18 protein-coding genes and 1 tRNA gene are annotated in these 15,546 nt (G+C 72.1%); 11 read left to right on the top strand and 8 right to left on the bottom strand.

Going from position 1 to position 15,546, the window contains the following annotated elements; genetic code table 11:
- Window positions 1-85 precede the first annotated feature (85 nt).
- Complete coding sequence (locus tag BLW32_RS23890) at window positions 86-1,273, bottom strand: PucR family transcriptional regulator (RefSeq protein WP_068741444.1); 1,188 nt, start codon at window positions 1,271-1,273, stop codon at window positions 86-88.
- Between the two features lie 167 nt (window positions 1,274-1,440).
- Here BLW32_RS23890 and BLW32_RS23885 point away from each other — a divergent pair, with 167 nt between their 5' ends.
- Window positions 1,441-3,147 carry an aldehyde dehydrogenase family protein gene (locus tag BLW32_RS23885; RefSeq protein ID WP_068741445.1) on the top strand — a complete coding sequence of 569 codons (1,707 nt, stop codon included), beginning with the start codon at window positions 1,441-1,443 and terminating at the stop codon, window positions 3,145-3,147.
- Between the two features lie 33 nt (window positions 3,148-3,180).
- Here BLW32_RS23885 and BLW32_RS27825 read toward each other — a convergent pair whose 3' ends face one another.
- Window positions 3,181-3,348, bottom strand: a complete 168-nt coding sequence (locus tag BLW32_RS27825) for a hypothetical protein (RefSeq protein ID WP_170181082.1) — start codon at window positions 3,346-3,348, stop codon at window positions 3,181-3,183.
- Window positions 3,349-3,361: 13 nt separating this feature from the next.
- A tRNA-Thr gene (locus BLW32_RS23880) sits at window positions 3,362-3,436 on the bottom strand.
- Window positions 3,437-3,478: 42 nt separating this feature from the next.
- Between BLW32_RS23880 and BLW32_RS23875 the strand changes: the two genes are divergently transcribed.
- The gene (locus BLW32_RS23875; protein WP_068741446.1) at window positions 3,479-4,357 is read left to right on the top strand and encodes a crotonase/enoyl-CoA hydratase family protein; all 879 of its coding nucleotides are present in this window, start codon (window positions 3,479-3,481) and stop codon (window positions 4,355-4,357) included.
- 79 nt (window positions 4,358-4,436) lie between these two features.
- Entirely contained in the window at window positions 4,437-4,925 is a 489-nt protein-coding gene (locus BLW32_RS23870) for a GNAT family N-acetyltransferase (RefSeq protein WP_068522834.1), read from the top strand.
- Window positions 4,926-4,949: 24 nt separating this feature from the next.
- Here BLW32_RS23870 and BLW32_RS23865 read toward each other — a convergent pair whose 3' ends face one another.
- From BLW32_RS23865 to BLW32_RS23855, 3 genes are all read right to left on the bottom strand, one after another.
- Window positions 4,950-5,249 carry a hypothetical protein gene (locus tag BLW32_RS23865; RefSeq protein WP_068741447.1) on the bottom strand — a complete coding sequence of 100 codons (300 nt, stop codon included), beginning with the start codon at window positions 5,247-5,249 and terminating at the stop codon, window positions 4,950-4,952.
- Window positions 5,250-5,364: 115 nt separating this feature from the next.
- A complete protein-coding gene (locus BLW32_RS23860) occupies window positions 5,365-6,204 on the bottom strand; it encodes an alpha/beta fold hydrolase (protein ID WP_068741448.1) in 840 nt (279 codons plus the stop codon).
- Between the two features lie 55 nt (window positions 6,205-6,259).
- Window positions 6,260-7,075 carry a hypothetical protein gene (locus BLW32_RS23855; RefSeq protein WP_074850818.1) on the bottom strand — a complete coding sequence of 272 codons (816 nt, stop codon included), beginning with the start codon at window positions 7,073-7,075 and terminating at the stop codon, window positions 6,260-6,262.
- Window positions 7,076-7,219: 144 nt separating this feature from the next.
- Here BLW32_RS23855 and BLW32_RS23850 point away from each other — a divergent pair, with 144 nt between their 5' ends.
- Window positions 7,220-7,585, top strand: coding sequence for a hypothetical protein (locus BLW32_RS23850; RefSeq protein ID WP_068522830.1), 366 nt, complete (start codon window positions 7,220-7,222; stop codon window positions 7,583-7,585).
- A gap of 58 nt (window positions 7,586-7,643) precedes the next feature.
- On the opposite strand, the gene BLW32_RS23845 is transcribed toward BLW32_RS23850, so the two are convergent.
- On the bottom strand, window positions 7,644-8,108 hold the full coding sequence (locus BLW32_RS23845) for a carboxymuconolactone decarboxylase family protein (protein WP_068741450.1): 465 nt from the start codon (window positions 8,106-8,108) through the stop codon (window positions 7,644-7,646).
- Between the two features lie 18 nt (window positions 8,109-8,126).
- On the opposite strand from BLW32_RS23845, the gene BLW32_RS23840 reads away from it, so the two are divergent.
- The 4 genes from BLW32_RS23840 to BLW32_RS23825 all read left to right on the top strand — a co-directional run bounded on the left by BLW32_RS23840 (window position 8,127) and on the right by BLW32_RS23825 (window position 11,697).
- The gene (locus BLW32_RS23840; protein WP_068741451.1) at window positions 8,127-9,131 is read left to right on the top strand and encodes a pirin family protein; all 1,005 of its coding nucleotides are present in this window, start codon (window positions 8,127-8,129) and stop codon (window positions 9,129-9,131) included.
- The gene (locus BLW32_RS27820; RefSeq protein WP_068522827.1) at window positions 9,128-9,454 is read left to right on the top strand and encodes a GNAT family N-acetyltransferase; all 327 of its coding nucleotides are present in this window, start codon (window positions 9,128-9,130) and stop codon (window positions 9,452-9,454) included. The genes BLW32_RS23840 and BLW32_RS27820 overlap by 4 nt, the downstream gene beginning before the upstream one ends.
- A 101-nt stretch (window positions 9,455-9,555) precedes the next feature.
- Window positions 9,556-10,263, top strand: a complete 708-nt coding sequence (locus BLW32_RS23830) for a response regulator transcription factor (protein ID WP_068741663.1) — start codon at window positions 9,556-9,558, stop codon at window positions 10,261-10,263.
- Window positions 10,264-10,269: 6 nt separating this feature from the next.
- Complete coding sequence (locus BLW32_RS23825) at window positions 10,270-11,697, top strand: sensor histidine kinase (RefSeq protein ID WP_068741452.1); 1,428 nt, start codon at window positions 10,270-10,272, stop codon at window positions 11,695-11,697.
- A 6-nt stretch (window positions 11,698-11,703) separates the two neighbouring features.
- Here the strand turns inward: BLW32_RS23825 and BLW32_RS23820 are convergent, their stop codons facing one another.
- Window positions 11,704-12,105 (bottom strand): HIT family protein, encoded by a 402-nt coding sequence (locus BLW32_RS23820; protein WP_068522824.1) that lies wholly within the window; start codon window positions 12,103-12,105, stop codon window positions 11,704-11,706.
- 39 nt (window positions 12,106-12,144) lie between these two features.
- Here BLW32_RS23820 and purD point away from each other — a divergent pair, with 39 nt between their 5' ends.
- The 3 genes from purD (at window position 12,145) to purB (ending at window position 15,535) form a co-directional block, all read left to right on the top strand.
- Window positions 12,145-13,383, top strand: a complete 1,239-nt coding sequence (gene purD / locus BLW32_RS23815; RefSeq protein WP_175546306.1) for a phosphoribosylamine--glycine ligase — start codon at window positions 12,145-12,147, stop codon at window positions 13,381-13,383.
- Between the two features lie 87 nt (window positions 13,384-13,470).
- Window positions 13,471-14,073, top strand: coding sequence for a TetR/AcrR family transcriptional regulator (locus BLW32_RS23810; protein WP_068523288.1), 603 nt, complete (start codon window positions 13,471-13,473; stop codon window positions 14,071-14,073).
- A 34-nt stretch (window positions 14,074-14,107) separates the two neighbouring features.
- The gene (gene purB, locus BLW32_RS23805) at window positions 14,108-15,535 is read left to right on the top strand and encodes an adenylosuccinate lyase (protein ID WP_068741453.1); all 1,428 of its coding nucleotides are present in this window, start codon (window positions 14,108-14,110) and stop codon (window positions 15,533-15,535) included.
- The last annotated feature ends 11 nt before the right edge of the window (window positions 15,536-15,546 follow it).

The raw sequence follows: 15,546 nt of genomic DNA, 5'->3' as shown, positions 1-15,546 counted from the left end.
CTCCGTTCCGCGGCGGGCGCCGCAATAAAGTCGGTCGTATGACTGATTGTACGGATCGGTCGACCACCGCGCGCCGGTTCGCCGGCTACTCCGGTCCGAACAACCGGTCGGCGAGGACCGCGGCGTAGAGCTCCGCGGCGGCCCGCGGGTCGGAACGATCCCGCCCCGTCAGCTGCTCGATCCGGCGCAGCCGGTGATTGATCGTGTTCCGGTGGTAGTGCAGCTGCTCGGCGGTGGCGACGAGGGAGCCGCCGCAGTCGAACCAGGCCCGGACGGTGCCGATGAGCGCCTCCCGGTCGGCCTCCGGCAGCGCGAGCACGGGGCCGAGCACCGCGTCCCGCAGTTCCCGCGCCGCGGCCGGGGAGTGCGCGAGCGCGAGCGGCAGCGCCGACCGCCCGTAGGTCTCGGTCGTCGCCGCGCCGGGGACCAGGCTGGCCATCGCGAGCTCCGCCTGCCGCAGCCCGTCGCGCGCCTCGAGCGGCGTGGCGAAGGGGGCGCTGATGCCCACGCGGCCGCTCGCCTCGGTGCGCAGCAGCTCCAGGACCTGTGGCAGGAGGTGCGGTGTGCTCAGGCTCAGCAGCCCGATGCGGGTCTGCACGTCCGACATCCAGTGCGAGGCGACGAGTCGGTCCCGCAGCCGGCGGTCGACGCCCGCGTACGGCTCGTCGGCGGCGCCGGCCCCGGCCTCCGCGCACACGACGAGGAACGTGCCGGTCACGGGGAGCTGCAGCGTCTGCGCGGCGGCGTGCAGGCGACCGGGCTCGAGCACGCCGTCGAGCAGGGCGCGCAGCTCCACGCGAAGGAGCTCGGCGTGCCGGGTGGTGCGATCGGCGACCGCGCGCCCGTACTCCTCGGCGGCCGCGGTCGAGTAGTCGTCGATGATGCGCCAGACGTCGCCGCCGATGTCGGGCAGGAGCTCGGGATGGTCGGTGCACGCGGCGCGCATGTGGTCCCACACGAGGCGCCCCGCGAGCCGGTAGGCGTGCAGGAGGGCGGCCAGCGGGAAGCCGTACTCGGCCTTGAGCCGGCCGGTGGCGCGGGCGGCGTGCAGGTCCTCGTCGGGGTCGCCGCCCAGCTGACGCAGTACCGAGTCGAGGTTCGCGTGCACAGCCTCGCGCAGCTCGTCCGGGGTGATCAGCGTGCTCTCGGCGTAGGCGTGCTCGCCCGTGAGGATGCACTCCACCAGCTCGTCGGTGAGCGCTTCCACGTCGTCCACCAGCAGCCGGGCGAACTCCGCGGGGGAGGCACCGGACGGTGCTGTGATCGTCGACACCCCTCGATGGTAACCGTCCGCCCGGGCCCGGTCGCTGTGCGCGAGCACAACGCGACGTGGTGGGACCCGGAACTCCCGCACGATGCCCGGGCCGCCGCCGGCGACCAGACTCGAGGGAGAACAGTGACCCGGCTCACGCCGGACCGACCGTCAGACCGGAGCGCGCCATGACCACCACCGAATCAGTCCTCGACGCCGCCGTCGCCGACCTGCAGCAGGGCGAGCGCACGTGGGCCGCCACGTCGCTGGCGGAACGTCGCGCCCTGCTCGACGAGGTCCGCGAGGCCACCGCGGCCGTCGCCCGGCAGTGGGTCGACGCCGCGGCGGGCATCAAGGGCCTGCCCGCCGACTCGACGCTCCTCGGCGAGGAGTGGCTCTCCGGCCCGTACTCCGTGATCACCGCCTGCGAGGCCCTCGCCGCGTCGCTCCAGGCGTTGGAGGAGGGCCGCAGCCCGGTCGACGGCTTCACCATCAGCGCCGCGCCCGGCGGCCGCTCGGCCGTGGAGGTGCTGCCGCACAGCGCCTTCGACCAGCTCCTGCTCAGCGGCTTCTCCGCGCAGGTCTGGACGGTGCCGGGCGTGGACGCCGCCACCGTCCGCGAGCGCGCCGGCCTCGGCGAGCTCGACCCGACGATCACGCACGGCATCGCCGGCGTCCTCGGCGCGGGCAACATCTTCTCCATCCCGCCGCTCGACACGCTGTACCAGCTCTACGCCGACAACCGCGTCGTGCTGCTCAAGCTCAACCCGGTCACCGACCCGCTGCTCGACACCTACCGCGCCGCCTTCGCCCCGCTCATCGACCGCGGCGTGGTCTGCATCGTCACCGGCGGCGCCGACGTGGGCGGCGCCCTGGTCAACCATCCCGGCATCACCACCGTGCACATGACCGGCAGTGCCCGCACCCACGACGCCATCGTCTTCGGAACCGGCGACGAGGGCGCGCAGCGCAAGGCGGAGAACCGTCCGCTGCTCGACAAGGCGATCACCAGCGAGCTGGGCGGCGTCTCGCCGACGATCGTCGTCCCCGGCGAGTGGTCCGCCGCCGACCTGCGGTTCCAGGCCGAGCACCTCGCCACGCAGCGCCTGCACAACAACGGCTACAACTGCGTCGCCTCGCAGGTGGCCGTGATCAGCGCGGACTGGCCGCAGAAGGAGGAGTTCCTGCGGGAGCTGCGCGAGGCCTTCGACCGCGCACCGTCGCGCCGCGACTACTACCCGGGTTCCGCCGACCGCGTCGCCGCCGCCCGGGCCGGGTACGGCGAGCGGGCGCAGGCCGTCGGGCCCGACGGTGCCCGCACCCTCGTCTTCGGCCTCCGGGCCGACGGCACGGAGGAGGCGATGCACACCGAGTACTTCGCTCCGGTCTACGGCGTCCTCGAGCTGCCCGGCGACGCCGCGTCGTTCCTCGCGACGGCCGTCCGCGCCGCCAACGAGGACTTCGAGGGCACGCTCGGCGTGAACATCGTCGCCGACCCCGCGACCATCAAGGCCCTCGGCGCGGCGTTCGATCGCGCGATCGCCGACCTGCGCTACGGCACCATCGCGGTCAACGCCTGGACCGGCGTCGGCTACCTCACCGCCCGCGCGTCCTGGGGCGCGTTCCCCGGCCACACCATCGACGACGTGCAGAGCGGCATCGGCGTGGTCCACAACGCGCTGCTCCTCGACGACGTGGAGCGGACCGTCGTGCGCGGGCCCTTCCGCCCGTCGCCCCGCTCGTTCGCGGGCGGCGAGCTGTCGATGTCGCCGAAGCCGCCGTGGTTCGTCACCAACCGCACCGGCGCGACGACGGGCCGTCGCCTCACCGAGTTCGCGGCGAAGCCCTCGTGGCTGAAGCTGCCGGGCATCTTCGCCTCGGCCCTGCGCGGCTGACGGTCCGGCTGACGGTCGGCCAAGCGACTCGGCTCAGCGGTCGAAGAAGCGATCGCTGAGCCGGTCGAAGAAGCCGTCGATCTTCTGCTCGCGCGCGGTGCCCTCGACCTTGGTGTTCCACAGGTGCACCAGGCCGAAGACCAGGGCGACGAGGCCGAGCACCAGTGCAGTGATGAGGATGACCTGCACGGTGGTCGACATGCTGCCCCTTTCGTGGAGCCCCCCGTCGGGATTGAACCGACGACCTTCGCTTTACAAGAGCGGTGCTCTACCACTGAGCTAGGGAGGCGGGCGGCCTCGCGGCCGTCGGGGCACAGCATATCGTTGCGCCATGACTGCTTCCTTCGAGACCATCAGCTGGACGCTCGACGACGACGGCATCGCCACCCTCGTGCTCGACCGCCCGGATCAGCTCAACGCCTTCAGCGTCACCATGGCGCGCGAGCTGACCGAGTTCTTCGAGGTCCACGCGCGGCGCGACGAGGTGCGCGCGGTCGTCGTCACCGGCGCGGGCCGCGCCTTCTGCGCGGGCATGGACCTCACGGGTGAGGGCAACGTCTTCGGGCTCGACGAGTCGGTGCGGCCGACGCCCGAGGAGTTCGCCGCTGCGTACGACCAGGCGCCGTTCCAGGACGGGGTGCGCGACACCGGCGGCAAGCTCACGCTGGCGATCTACTCGCTGCCCAAGCCCGTGATCGCCGCGATCAACGGCCCCGCGGTCGGCATCGGCGCGACGATGACCCTCGCGATGGACACCCGCCTCGCGTCGACGAAGGCCCGCATCGGCTTCGTGTTCGGCCGGCTCGGCATCGTCATGGAGGCGTGCTCCAGCTGGTTCCTGCCGCGCATCGTCGGCCCCGCGCAGGCGCTGGAGTGGGTGTACTCCGCCGACATCCTCACCGCCGAGCAGGCGCGCGAGGGCCGCCTCGTCCGCAGCCTGCACGAGCCCGACGAGCTGGTGCCCGCCGCGCAGGAGCTCGCCCGCTCCTGGGTGAAGGGCCGCTCCGCCGCCGGCGTCGCGCTCAACAAGCAGCTCATCTACCGCGGCCTCGGCTCCGCGAAGCCGCTCGACGCGCACCTGGCCGACTCGCTGGCGATGTACTACTCGTCGATCGGCGACGGCAAGGAGGGCGTGGCCGCCTTCCTCGAGAAGCGCGCTCCCGAGTTCACCGCGAAGGCCTCCGAGACGCCCCGCATCGTCGCCGACTAGGTGTCCCGAGGACCGGCGCCCTGCCGGGGAGCGCGCCTACCCGTTCTGCATCTTCGTCGCCGAGCAATAAGCTGGCCGCATGGAGATCCGCGACGCCCAGCCGAGCGACCTGCCGGCGATCCTCGTCATCCACAACGATGCCGTGGAGAACTCGACCGCCATCTGGTCGGAGGAGAAGGCCGATCTCGCCGAGCGCGAGGCCTGGCTGGCCGAGCGCCGCGCGGGTGGTTTCCCCGTCCTCGTCGCCATCGTCGACGGTGAGCTGGGTGGTTACGCCTCGTACGGTCCGTTCCGCGCCAAGTCGGGGTACAAGCACACCGTCGAGAACTCGGTGTACGTCGCCGACGGCTTCTACCGGCGCGGGATCGCCGAGGCGCTGATGAACGCGCTCATCGAGCGCGCGCAGCAGGCCGACGTCCACGTCGTCGTCGCGGCCATCGAGGAGTCCAACCACGCCTCGGTCGCCCTGCATCGCAAGCTCGGGTTCCGCGTCACCGGCCAGATGCCCCAGGTGGGCATCAAATTCGGCCGCTGGCTGGACCTCGTCCTGATGCAGCGCATCCTCTAGCGGGATGGTTCGAACACCCGAGCGCTAGGGCGAGCGCGCCGCGAGGGGATGCGCCGTGATTCGATGCCGCCGGGCGACGTGGCGTTCGCTGGGGCGGACCGACGACGGACGGATCGCGGCGGCCCGCCGTGCACGCGAGGAGACGCGCCCGCCCCACCCCGAAGGCCCTTCGTCCGACAGCGACGTGGTCTCGTGCGCAGCAGCATCCGCGGCTTCGAGCTCGGCGATCTCCTCGGCGATCGCGGTCGCGAGCGCGCACTCCGCGATGCGTCGCTCCGCCACCTCGAACCAGCTGACGTGGTCAGACCCTGCGCTGCCGTTCATGACGCACCCCCGCGGTCGATGATGGCTCCAGTCTACCGCAGATGTTCGAGAGTACGGTCACGAATTCATCACAATATCGAATATGATTCGAACGGAATGTGTTCGCAGGAGGGAATCAGGCCAGCGCCGCCGTGCCCACGATCTCCGCTGCGAGTTGCTCCGGCCGCTCGTCGGGGATCCAGTGGCTGACGCCGTCGAGTACTACGAACCGGTACGGCCCGTCGACGTACTCGCCCGCGAGCTCGGCCCCGGCGCGCGTCAGCGCGACGTCGTCGGTGCTCCAGATGTACGTCACCGGGCACGCCACCCGGGTACCCTCACCGGGCTTCACCGCGGTGAACGGCATGCCGCGGTAGTAGTTCAGGCCGCCGCCGAGCAGCCCGGGCGTCAGCACCTCGTCCACGACGGTGCGGACGGCGTCGTCGGGCATGCCGCTCGCGCGGAGGAAGGCCTCGAAGCGCCCCGGGAACCGTCGGGCCAGCAGCTCCGGCACCGCGGGGATCTGGAAGAGGTACATGTAGTACGACTTCAGCACCTGGTCGGAGCGGAGGAACGCGCGCAGGAAGGCGAGCGGGTGCGGCACCGAGACGGCGGTCAGCGTGCGCACGAGGTGCGGGTACGTCGCGGCCGTCAGCCACGCCGTCGACGATCCCCAGTCGTGCCCGACGAGGTGCGCCGGCCCGGTCCGCTCCAGCAGCGCCGCGACGTCGGCCGCCAGCTCGGAGCTGCGGTACTGCCAGCGTCGCGCCGGGCTCGCGGTCCGCGCGTACCCCCGCTGCCACGGCACGACGGTGCGGTACCCCTGCGCGTGCAGGTGCGCCGCCGTCTCCTCCCAGGAGGTCGGCGTCTGTGGGAAGCCGTGCAGCAGAACGACGATCTCGCCGTCGATCGGTCCGCTGTCGACGACCGGGAAGGTGAGACCCGACCGCGTGAACTTCGTGATCCGTTCCGTCATGCCCTCACCCAACCACGCCCGACGGTGCGCGGCATCCGCCCGTGGGTGGAGACCGTCACCCCGCGTAGGTCCGGCCCACCCAGTCCTGGCGACACAGCCGCTCCCCGTACCCGGCGGCGGTCACGCCCGCCTCGCCGAGCGCCTGGGCCTGCGCGGGCGTCGGCGCGACCGCACGGCAGGAGGTGTTGCGATCGGTCACGACAGGGCCGTCCCCGCCGAGGCTGGTGTCGGCCGAGCCCACGACCGCAACCGGAAGATTCAGCAGGCGGACGACCCGATCGCCGGCGAGCCGGAAGATCGTGTACGCGCCGCTCGTGGCCGACGAGTGGGCGTACAGGGCTGTGTAGCCCTCCTCGGTCGTCGCCGTCCGCCACGGGAACCCGAACAGCTCACCGCCACGGACGAACGGCCCCTCGGGGCCGCGCGCCCGCCAGACCGCGAGGCCGACTCCGCCGGAACCGCCGGAGTTGGTGACGACGGCCAGTTGGCCGTCGCCGTCGTTCGCCCATCGCGGGGCGAAGGGCGGCCCCGGCGCGGGGGAGACCGCGCGCTCGGTGATCGTCTGGACGAGCCGATCGCCCTCTCTCACGACGATGACCTGGTTCCGGCCGTCAGGGCCGGCGAATCCCGGATCGGAGTAGTCGAACGTCAAGCGCGGGAATCGGGCGTCGTGCAGCAGGCAGCGCAACGGAGCCCCGTAGTCGGAGCGCCCCGTGACCGTGTCCGCATCGCACGCGGGTGGAGCCGGTGCAGCGCTCGACGACGGGGAACCGGGGGCGCTCGACGGTGCCGGGGTGCCGCACGCCGCCGCTGCCGCGACCGCCGCCACGGCGACGAGCCCGGTGATCCGCAGGGGGACGGCGATTCTCATGCGGTTCATCATCGTCCGTCCAGCGCCCGGATGCGAGACGCAACGACCGCTCCTGACCTGCGCCTTAAGCGTCTCTTGAGCTAGGCTCAAGACCTGCGCGCGACGGTGTGGAGGTCAGCGAACGTCCACGGAGAAGGAGTCGTCATGATCATCCGCACGAAGATCGTCGCCGCCACCGCCGCCCTGGCGGCAGCTGCAGGGATCGCCGCCGTCGCGCCGGGGGCCGCCAATGCCTCGCCGAACGGCTGCGACGTGCATCAATGGACCGTCACGCACCTCGAGACCCCCAGCTCCAGCGTGTCGATCTGCCGCTGGCAGGGCGACGGGCGCACGGAGTACCGCGGCTTCGGCAAGGGCAACGGCCTCGCCGTGACCGCGCCGGTCGTGTGGTCGAACGGCTCGTCGTACAGCGCCGTCAACAACGGCTACACCTACCGCGTGGACGTCGGCCGCGGCCTCGCCGTCATCGCCCCGAACGGCTACCAGATCTCCTACGAGCCGGCCCTCTAGATCGCGCGCAGCGGCGCCGCGCTCACACGCGGCGCCGCGCTCACACGCGACACCGCGCTCACACGCGGTGCCGCACCTCGTACCCGCTGACCACGGACACCCGGTTGAAGGCGTTGATCGTCACCGCGGCCCAGATGAGCACGGAGGTCTGCGCCTCGTCGAGCACGTCGGTGGCGCGGTCGTAGGCGACGTCCGCCGCGTGGTGCGGCGGCAACTGCGTCACCAGCTCGGCGATCTCGAGCGCTGCGCGCTGCACGTCGTCGAACAGCGCGGGTGCCTCCCGCCAGGCCGCCAGTACGTCGAGCTGCTGGTCGCTGAGCCCCGCCGCACGACCGGCGCGGGCGTGCAGGTCCAGGCAGTAGGCGCAGCCGTTGAGCTGCGAGCACCGCAGGTTCACCAATTCGACCACGTCGCGGCCGATTCCGGCGGCCGCCGCCGCCTCGGCCACCTCCGTGGAGACCGCGATCAACTGCTTGTAGATCCGGGGGGAGGCCTTGTCGATCCGCACGCGCTGGGCTGGCATGGCACTAGGCTAGCGGTCATGAGCAACGTCGACCGACAGCCCGAAGAGGTCGAGTGCGGGGCCGGCGTGGACGGCCCGGCCTCCGCTGCCGGGGTGGAGGTGATCGAGGCGCGGGAGGTGCCGCTCGGCGGCCCCCGCGCGATGACGGTGCGCCGCACCCTCCCCACGCACGAACGCTCCATGATCGGGGCGTGGTGCTTCGCCGACCACTACGGTCCCGACGAGGTGGATCGCTCCGGCGGCATGAACGTCCCGCCCCACCCGCACACCGGCCTGCAGACCGTGAGCTGGCTGTTCGAGGGCGAGATCGAGCACCGCGACAGCGCCGGCGTCGAGGCGCCGGTCCTGCCGGGCGAGATCAACCTCATGTCCGCGGGCTACGGCATCAGCCACTCCGAGGTCTCCACGCCGCAGACCACGCGCCTGCACGGCGTGCAGCTGTGGCTCGCCCTGCCCGACCGGGCGCGCAACGCGCCCAACGGCTTCCAGCACTACGCACCGCCCGCCGTCGACCTGCCCGACGTGCGGTCCGGCGGCCCGGGCGGCACCGCCCGCGTCTTCATCGGCGAGCTCGCGGGCAGCACGTCGCCGGTCGTCACGGCGACCCCGCTGCTCGGCGCGGAGCTGACCCTGCGCCCGGGCGCGCGGGTCAGCCTCGCGGTCGACCCCGCCTTCGAGCACGGAGTCCTGCTCGACACGCAGCGCCTGCTGTTCGACGGTGTCTCGCTCGCCTGGGGCGATCTCGGCTACGCCGGTCCGGGGCTCGGCGGCCTGCGCCTGCACAACCCCACCGAGGAGGACGCCCGGGTCGTCCTGCTCGGCGGCGTCCCCTTCGACGAGGACATCGTCATGTGGTGGAACTTCGTGGGTCGCACCCACGACGAGATCGTCGAGTACCGCGAGGAATGGCAGGCGCGCGCCGCGCGTTTCGGCAGTGTGAGCGGATGGCGCGACGATCAGTACCTGCCCGCGCCGCCGCTCCCCACCACCCGGCTCAAGCCCCGCAGGAGGAACCCGCAGTGACCGAGAACACCGAGACCGTCGCCGTCGCCCGCAACGACGCCGAGGGCCGCTACGACATCACCGTCGACGGGGAGCTCGCCGGCTTCACGGTCTTCATCGACCGCGGTGAGCAGCGCATCTTCCCGCACACCGAGCTCGACGAGAAGTTCTCCGGCCGCGGCCTCAGCGGCATCCTGGTGCACGACGCCCTCGAGGACACCCGCGCCGCCGGCAAGCGCGTCGTCCCGGTGTGCCCGCTGGTCAAGCGGTACGTCTCCAAGCACCCCGAGGTGCAGGACATCGTCGACCCGGTGACCCAGGAGATCCTCGACTCCCTGCGCTGAACAGGCTGAACGCGCCGAACACGAGGCCACGCCGTCACGTTCACAGGGAACTGACAGCGAGTCGTCAGAGTCCAGGGCGCCCGGGCGTGCACTATGGCGGTGTGTCCAGTGCGAAAGACGAAACCAAGCCGCGCGTGCTCGTGGTCGACGACGAGCAGAGCATCCGGGAACTGCTGCAGGTCAGCCTGAAGTTCCAGGGCTTCGACGTGGAGGCGGCACAGGACGGCCCGGCCGCGCTCGACCGGGTGCGCACCTTCCGGCCCGACGTCATGGTGCTCGACATCATGATGCCGGGCATGGACGGTCTGGGCCTGCTCAAGCGGCTGCGGCAGGACGGGATCGACGCCCCGGCGCTCTTCCTCACCGCCCGCGACTCGGTCGAGGACAAGGTCGCCGGACTCACCCTCGGCGGCGACGACTACGTCACCAAGCCGTTCAGCCTCGAGGAGGTCGTCGCCCGGATCAACGTCCTGCTGCGCCGGCACGGCTTTGGCGAGGCCGAGAACACGACCCGCCTGACCTTCGCCGACCTCGAGCTCGACGACGAGACGCACGAGGTGTGGAAGGCGGGCGAGCTGGTCGCGCTCTCGCCGACCGAGTTCACGCTGCTGCGCTACTTCATGGTCAACGCGGGGGTCGTGCTGTCCAAGCCGCGGATCCTCGACCACGTCTGGCACTACGACTTCGGCGGCGACGTCAACGTCGTGGAGTCCTACGTCTCCTACCTGCGCCGCAAGGTCGACACGGGCGAGAAGCGACTGATCCACACGCTCCGCGGCGTGGGGTACGTGCTCCGCGAACCGAGGTAGGCCGCGATGGCTTCACCCGCGGTGGCCCCGCCCGCGAAGGGGCCGACATCGCTCGCCTCCCGCGTCCCGCTGCGCCTCTCGCTGGTCGCGGTGGTCGTCGGCCTCGTCTTCCTCGGCCTGCTGGCCTCCGGGACCGCGCTGACGGCGGCCATGAAGGACCGGCTGGTCTCGCGGGAGGATCAGACGCTGCGGCAGGCCGCCGACACCTGGGCCCGGCCGAAACCGAACCTGCCCGAGCCGGTACGCGGCGGCAAGCCGCCGCCCACGCGCTTCTACCAGGCGGTCTTCCTGCCCGACGGCACGCAGCTGCGGATCAGCAATCCCGATTTCACCGAGCAGCCGGACCTCTCCGGCCTCGGCGACCTGCACGGCGACGCCGTCACCGTGCACTCGGTCGGGGGTCAGGGGCCGCAGTGGCGCGTCGTGCAGTCGAGCTCGCAGTACGGGGTCGCCTTCGTCGCGGTCACGCTCTCCGACGTCGACTCCACCCTGCGCGCCATGATCGTGCTGGAGCTGCTCATCGGCGGCGGCGTCCTCATCATCGCGGGCGGCCTCGGGTACCTCGTGGTGCGCCGCTCGCTGCGCCCGCTCGAGGAGGTGGAGGCCACCGCGGAGGCCATCGCCGCGGGCGATCTCACCCGTCGCGTCCCCGAGGCGCCGCCGCACACCGAGGTCGGCCGGCTGTCGACGTCGATCAACACGATGCTGCACCAGGTGCAGGACTCCTTCGACCGGGTCGCGTCGTCGGAGGAGCGGGCCCGCGCCGACGAGGAGCGGATGCGCCGCTTCGTCGGCGACGCGTCGCACGAGCTCCGTACGCCGCTGACCTCGATCCGCGGCTTCGCCGAGCTGTACCGGCAGGGCGCCACCGACGACACCGGTTTCGTCATGTCCCGCATCGAATCCGAGGCGGAGCGGATGGGCCTGCTCGTCGAGGACCTGCTGCTGCTCGCCCGCCTCGACGCGCGCCGCCCGCTCGCCGCCGACGCCGTCGACCTCACCGCCGTCGCCGACGACGTGGTCCACGCCGCGCAGGCCCGCGAGCCGGGTCGCGACATCGCGCTCGAGGCCGACGGTGCCGGCACCGTCGCGCTGACGGGGGACCGGGACCGCCTGCACCAAGTGGTCACCAACCTCGTCTCGAACGCGCTGCGGCACACGCCCGACGAGGCGACGGTGCGCGTCCGGGTCACCGAGGAACCCGACGCGGTGGTCCTGTCCGTCACCGACACCGGACCGGGCATGGAGCCCGGCGAGGCCGCGCGCGTCTTCGAGCGCTTCTACCGCACCGACTCCTCGCGCAGCCGCGGCAGCGGCGGCGCCGGACTGGGCCTGTCGATCGTGCACGGCATCGTCGAGCGGCACGGGGGCACCGTCACCGTCGACACCGCCCCGGGGAAGGGCGCGGCCTTCACGGTGCGCCTGCCCCGCTGACCGGCACTACTCCGCGGCGAGCGCCTCGACGATCTTCGTCTGCGCCTCGTCGAGCGAATCGGCGCTCGGGTTCGGGTCGACGTTGGTGAAGTCGAAGTCGGTGAGTCCGTACGCCGGGAAGACGTGCAGGTGCAGGTGCGGGATCTCGAAGCCGGCGACGATCAGGCCCGCGCGCGGCGCATCGAAGGCGCGCTTGACCGCCCGCCCGATCCTGCGCGCGACGTCGTTGAGGTGCTGCCACAGCGCGTCGTCGATGGACTCCCAGTGGTCGACCTCCTCGCGCGGCACCACCAGCACGTGACCCTGCGTGAGGGGCCCGATGGTCAGGAACGCCACCACCGAATCGTCCTGGTACACGAACCGGCCCGGGAGCTCGCCGGCGATGATCTTCGAGAAGACGGATGCCATACGGCCAGGCTAGTGGAGGGTCCCGGTAGTGTCATGGCCGTGCGAGTACTCGTCATCGGCACCGGCGGCCGCGAACACGCCCTCCTCGACGCGCTGTCCCGTGACCCGCAGGTCACCGAGCTGCATGCGGCCCCGGGTAATCCGGGGACCGCGGCCATCGCGACCAATCACGCCGTGGACGCCTCCTCGGGCGACGCCGTGGCGGCCCTGGCCGCCGAGCTCGGCGCCGACCTCGTGGTGATCGGCCCCGAGGTCCCGCTGGTCCTCGGCGTCGCCGACGCCGTCCGCGCCCGCGGCATCGCCGTCTTCGGCCCGTCCGCCGCCGCGGCGCAGATCGAGGGCTCCAAGGCCTTCGCCAAGGACGTGATGGACGCCGCCGGCGTGCGCACCGCGCGCAGCGAGATCGTCGACAGCCCGGCGGACATCGACGCCGCGCTCGACCGCTTCGGCCCCACCTGGGTCGTCAAGGACGACGGGCTCGCCGCGGGCAAGGGCGTCGTCGTGACGGCCGACCGCGCCGCCGCGCGTGCGCACGCCGCCGACCTGATCGAGTCCGGCCGGCCCGCGCTGCTCGAGTCCTTCCTCGACGGCCCCGAGGTCTCCCTGTTCTGTCTCGTCGACGGCGAGGACGTGGTGCCGCTGCTGCCCGCGCAGGACCACAAGCGCGTCGGCGACGGCGACACCGGCCCCAACACCGGTGGCATGGGTGCCTACGCGCCCCTGCCGTGGCTGCCCGCGGGCGCGACGGAGGAGATCGTCGAGACCGTCGTGCGCCCCGTCGCGCGCGAGATGGTGCGCCGCGGCACTCCGTTCTCCGGCCTGCTGTACGCGGGGCTGGCGATGGGCGCGGAGGGCCCGGCCGTCGTCGAGTTCAACTGCCGCTTCGGCGACCCCGAGACGCAGGCCGTGCTGAGCCTGCTCGAATCCCCACTGGGCGAGGCGCTCAACGCCACCGCCACGGGTGCGCTGGGCGCGCTGCCCCCGCTCCGGTGGCGCGACGGTGCCGCCATCACGGTCGTCCTCGCCGCCGAGAACTACCCCGCCTCGCCGCGCAAGGGCGACGTCATCACGGGTGCCGAGGGCGCGGGGATCTACCACGCCGGAACGGCCGTCGACGGCGAGGGACGCCTGGTCTCGAACGGTGGCCGGGTGCTCAACGTGGTCGGCGTCGGCGACGACCTGGCGGCGGCCCGCGCCGACGCCTACGCGAAGCTCGAGCGGATCAAGCTGCCGGGCAGTCATTTCCGCACGGACATCGGCCACCAGGCCTTGCAGTAGCGCATTTGACCTCGTCGGTCCGGATGGGTGCCGACGATTTGGTCGAAACCGTCTGGTGGAGCGGGACGTGCTGGCAGCATGTCTCTGATGACAGCCGCGACCACGCCCAAGGGTGAGCGCCGGCGCGCGGCCCTCGTGGCGGCGGCCGGAGAGCTCCTCGTCGAGGGCGGCTTCGAATCGGTCCGGCACCGCGCCGTCGCGCACCGCGCCCACATCCCGCTGGCCGCGACCACCTACTACTTCGAGTCGCTCGGCGACCTGCTCTCGAACGCCGTCGCCTACGCGGGGGAGCTGGACGTGGCCGCGGTCCGCGGCCGCGTCGAGACGGTGAGCCGCCGCAAGCGCGGTGACTCCGCCCTCGCGAAGCTCCTCGCCTCGATCTTCTTCGCCTGCGACACCGCGGCCGATCGCGGCGCCCTCGTCTCGCGCTATGAGCGGATGGTGCTGTGCGCCCGCGATCCCGAGCTCACGCGGCTGCAGGCGCAGGTGCGGAACGTGCTGGCGGAGCTGCACGTCGAGGTGCTCACGCGCTCCGGTCGCCGGGTCACGGGCCCGTGTGTCGAGCGGCTGATGGCCATCGAGGACGGTGCCGCCCTCGCCGCGTTCACCACGCACGGGGCCGACGTGCCCCGCGCGGTCCGTGACGCGCTCGCCACCGTCATCGACGATCTGGCGCCCGCCCTTCCGTGACGGGCCCCGGACCCGCACGTGAGAGAATCGGAGGGTGAGCACTCCCCGCATCCCCGACGTCCTCGCCAACCGGTACGCCAGCCCGCGCATGCGCGAGCTGTGGTCGCCGGAGTACAAGATCGTGCTGGAGCGCCAGCTGTGGATCGCGGTGCTCAAGGCGCAGCGCGACCTCGGGATCGACGTTCCCGACGGTGCCGTCGAGGCCTACGAGAAGGTCGTCGACCAGGTGGACCTGGCGTCGATCGCGGAACGCGAGCGGATCACCCGGCACGACGTGAAGGCCCGGATCGAGGAGTTCAGCGACCTCGCCGGGTTCGAGCAGATCCACAAGGGCATGACCTCGCGCGACCTCACGGAGAACGTCGAGCAGCTGCAGGTGCTGCGCTCGCTCGAGTACGTCCGCGACCACGCCGTGGCCGTGGCGGCCCGGCTGGCCGAGCGCGCGGCGCAGTACTCGTCCGTGGTCATGGCGGGCCGCTCGCACAACGTCGCGGCGCAGGCCACGACGCTGGGTAAGCGCTTCGCATCGGCGGCCAACGAGCTGCTCGTCGCCATCGCCCGGCTCGAGGACCTCATCGGCCGCTACCCGCTGCGCGGCATCAAAGGCCCGATGGGCACGTCGCAGGACATGCTCGACCTCCTCGGCGGCGACGCCGCCAAGCTCGCCTCCCTGGAGTCGCGCGTGGCGGAGCACCTCGGTTTCTCGGAGTCGTTCGTGTCGGTGGGCCAGGTGTACCCGCGCTCGCTCGATCACGACGTGGTGAGCGCGCTCGTCCAGGTGGCGGCGGGACCGTCGTCGATGGCCACGACGATCCGCCTCATGGCCGGGCACGAGCTGGTCACCGAGGGCTTCCAGCCCGGCCAGGTGGGCAGCTCCGCGATGCCGCACAAGATGAACACCCGCTCGTGCGAGCGCGTCAACGGGCTCACGGTGATCCTGCGCGGCTACGGCTCGATGGCGGCCGAGATGGCGGGCTCGCAGTGGAACGAGGGCGACGTCTTCTGCTCCGTGATCCGCCGCGTGGCGCTGCCGGATTCGTTCTTCGCGATCGACGGCCTCTTCGAGACCTTCCTGACCGTCCTCGACGAGTTCGGCGCCTACCCGGCCGTGATCGAGAACGAGCTCAACCGCTACCTGCCCTTCCTCGCCACCACCCGCGTGCTCATGGCCGCGGTGCGCGCGGGCGTCGGCCGCGAGGTCGCGCACGAGGCGATCAAGGAGCACGCCGTCGCCGTCGCCCTGGCGATGCGCGAGGAGGGTAAGGAGCCCGACCTGCTGGATCGCCTCGCCGGCGACGCCCGCCTCGGCCTCACCCGCGCCCAGCTCGACGAGGCGCTCGCCGATCGCGCCGCCTTCACCGGCGCCGCCGAGGCCCAGGTCGCCCAGGTCGTCGCCGACGTCGAGGCCCTGACGGCGAAGTACCCCACCGCCGCCGGCTACACCCCCGCCCCCATCCTCTGACCTCTGGAATT

Origin of the sequence: Tsukamurella tyrosinosolvens (assembly GCF_900104775.1) — a bacterium.
Classification (GTDB): Bacteria; Actinomycetota; Actinomycetes; order Mycobacteriales; family Mycobacteriaceae; genus Tsukamurella; species Tsukamurella tyrosinosolvens.
This window is presented reverse-complemented; position numbering and strand designations above follow the sequence as displayed.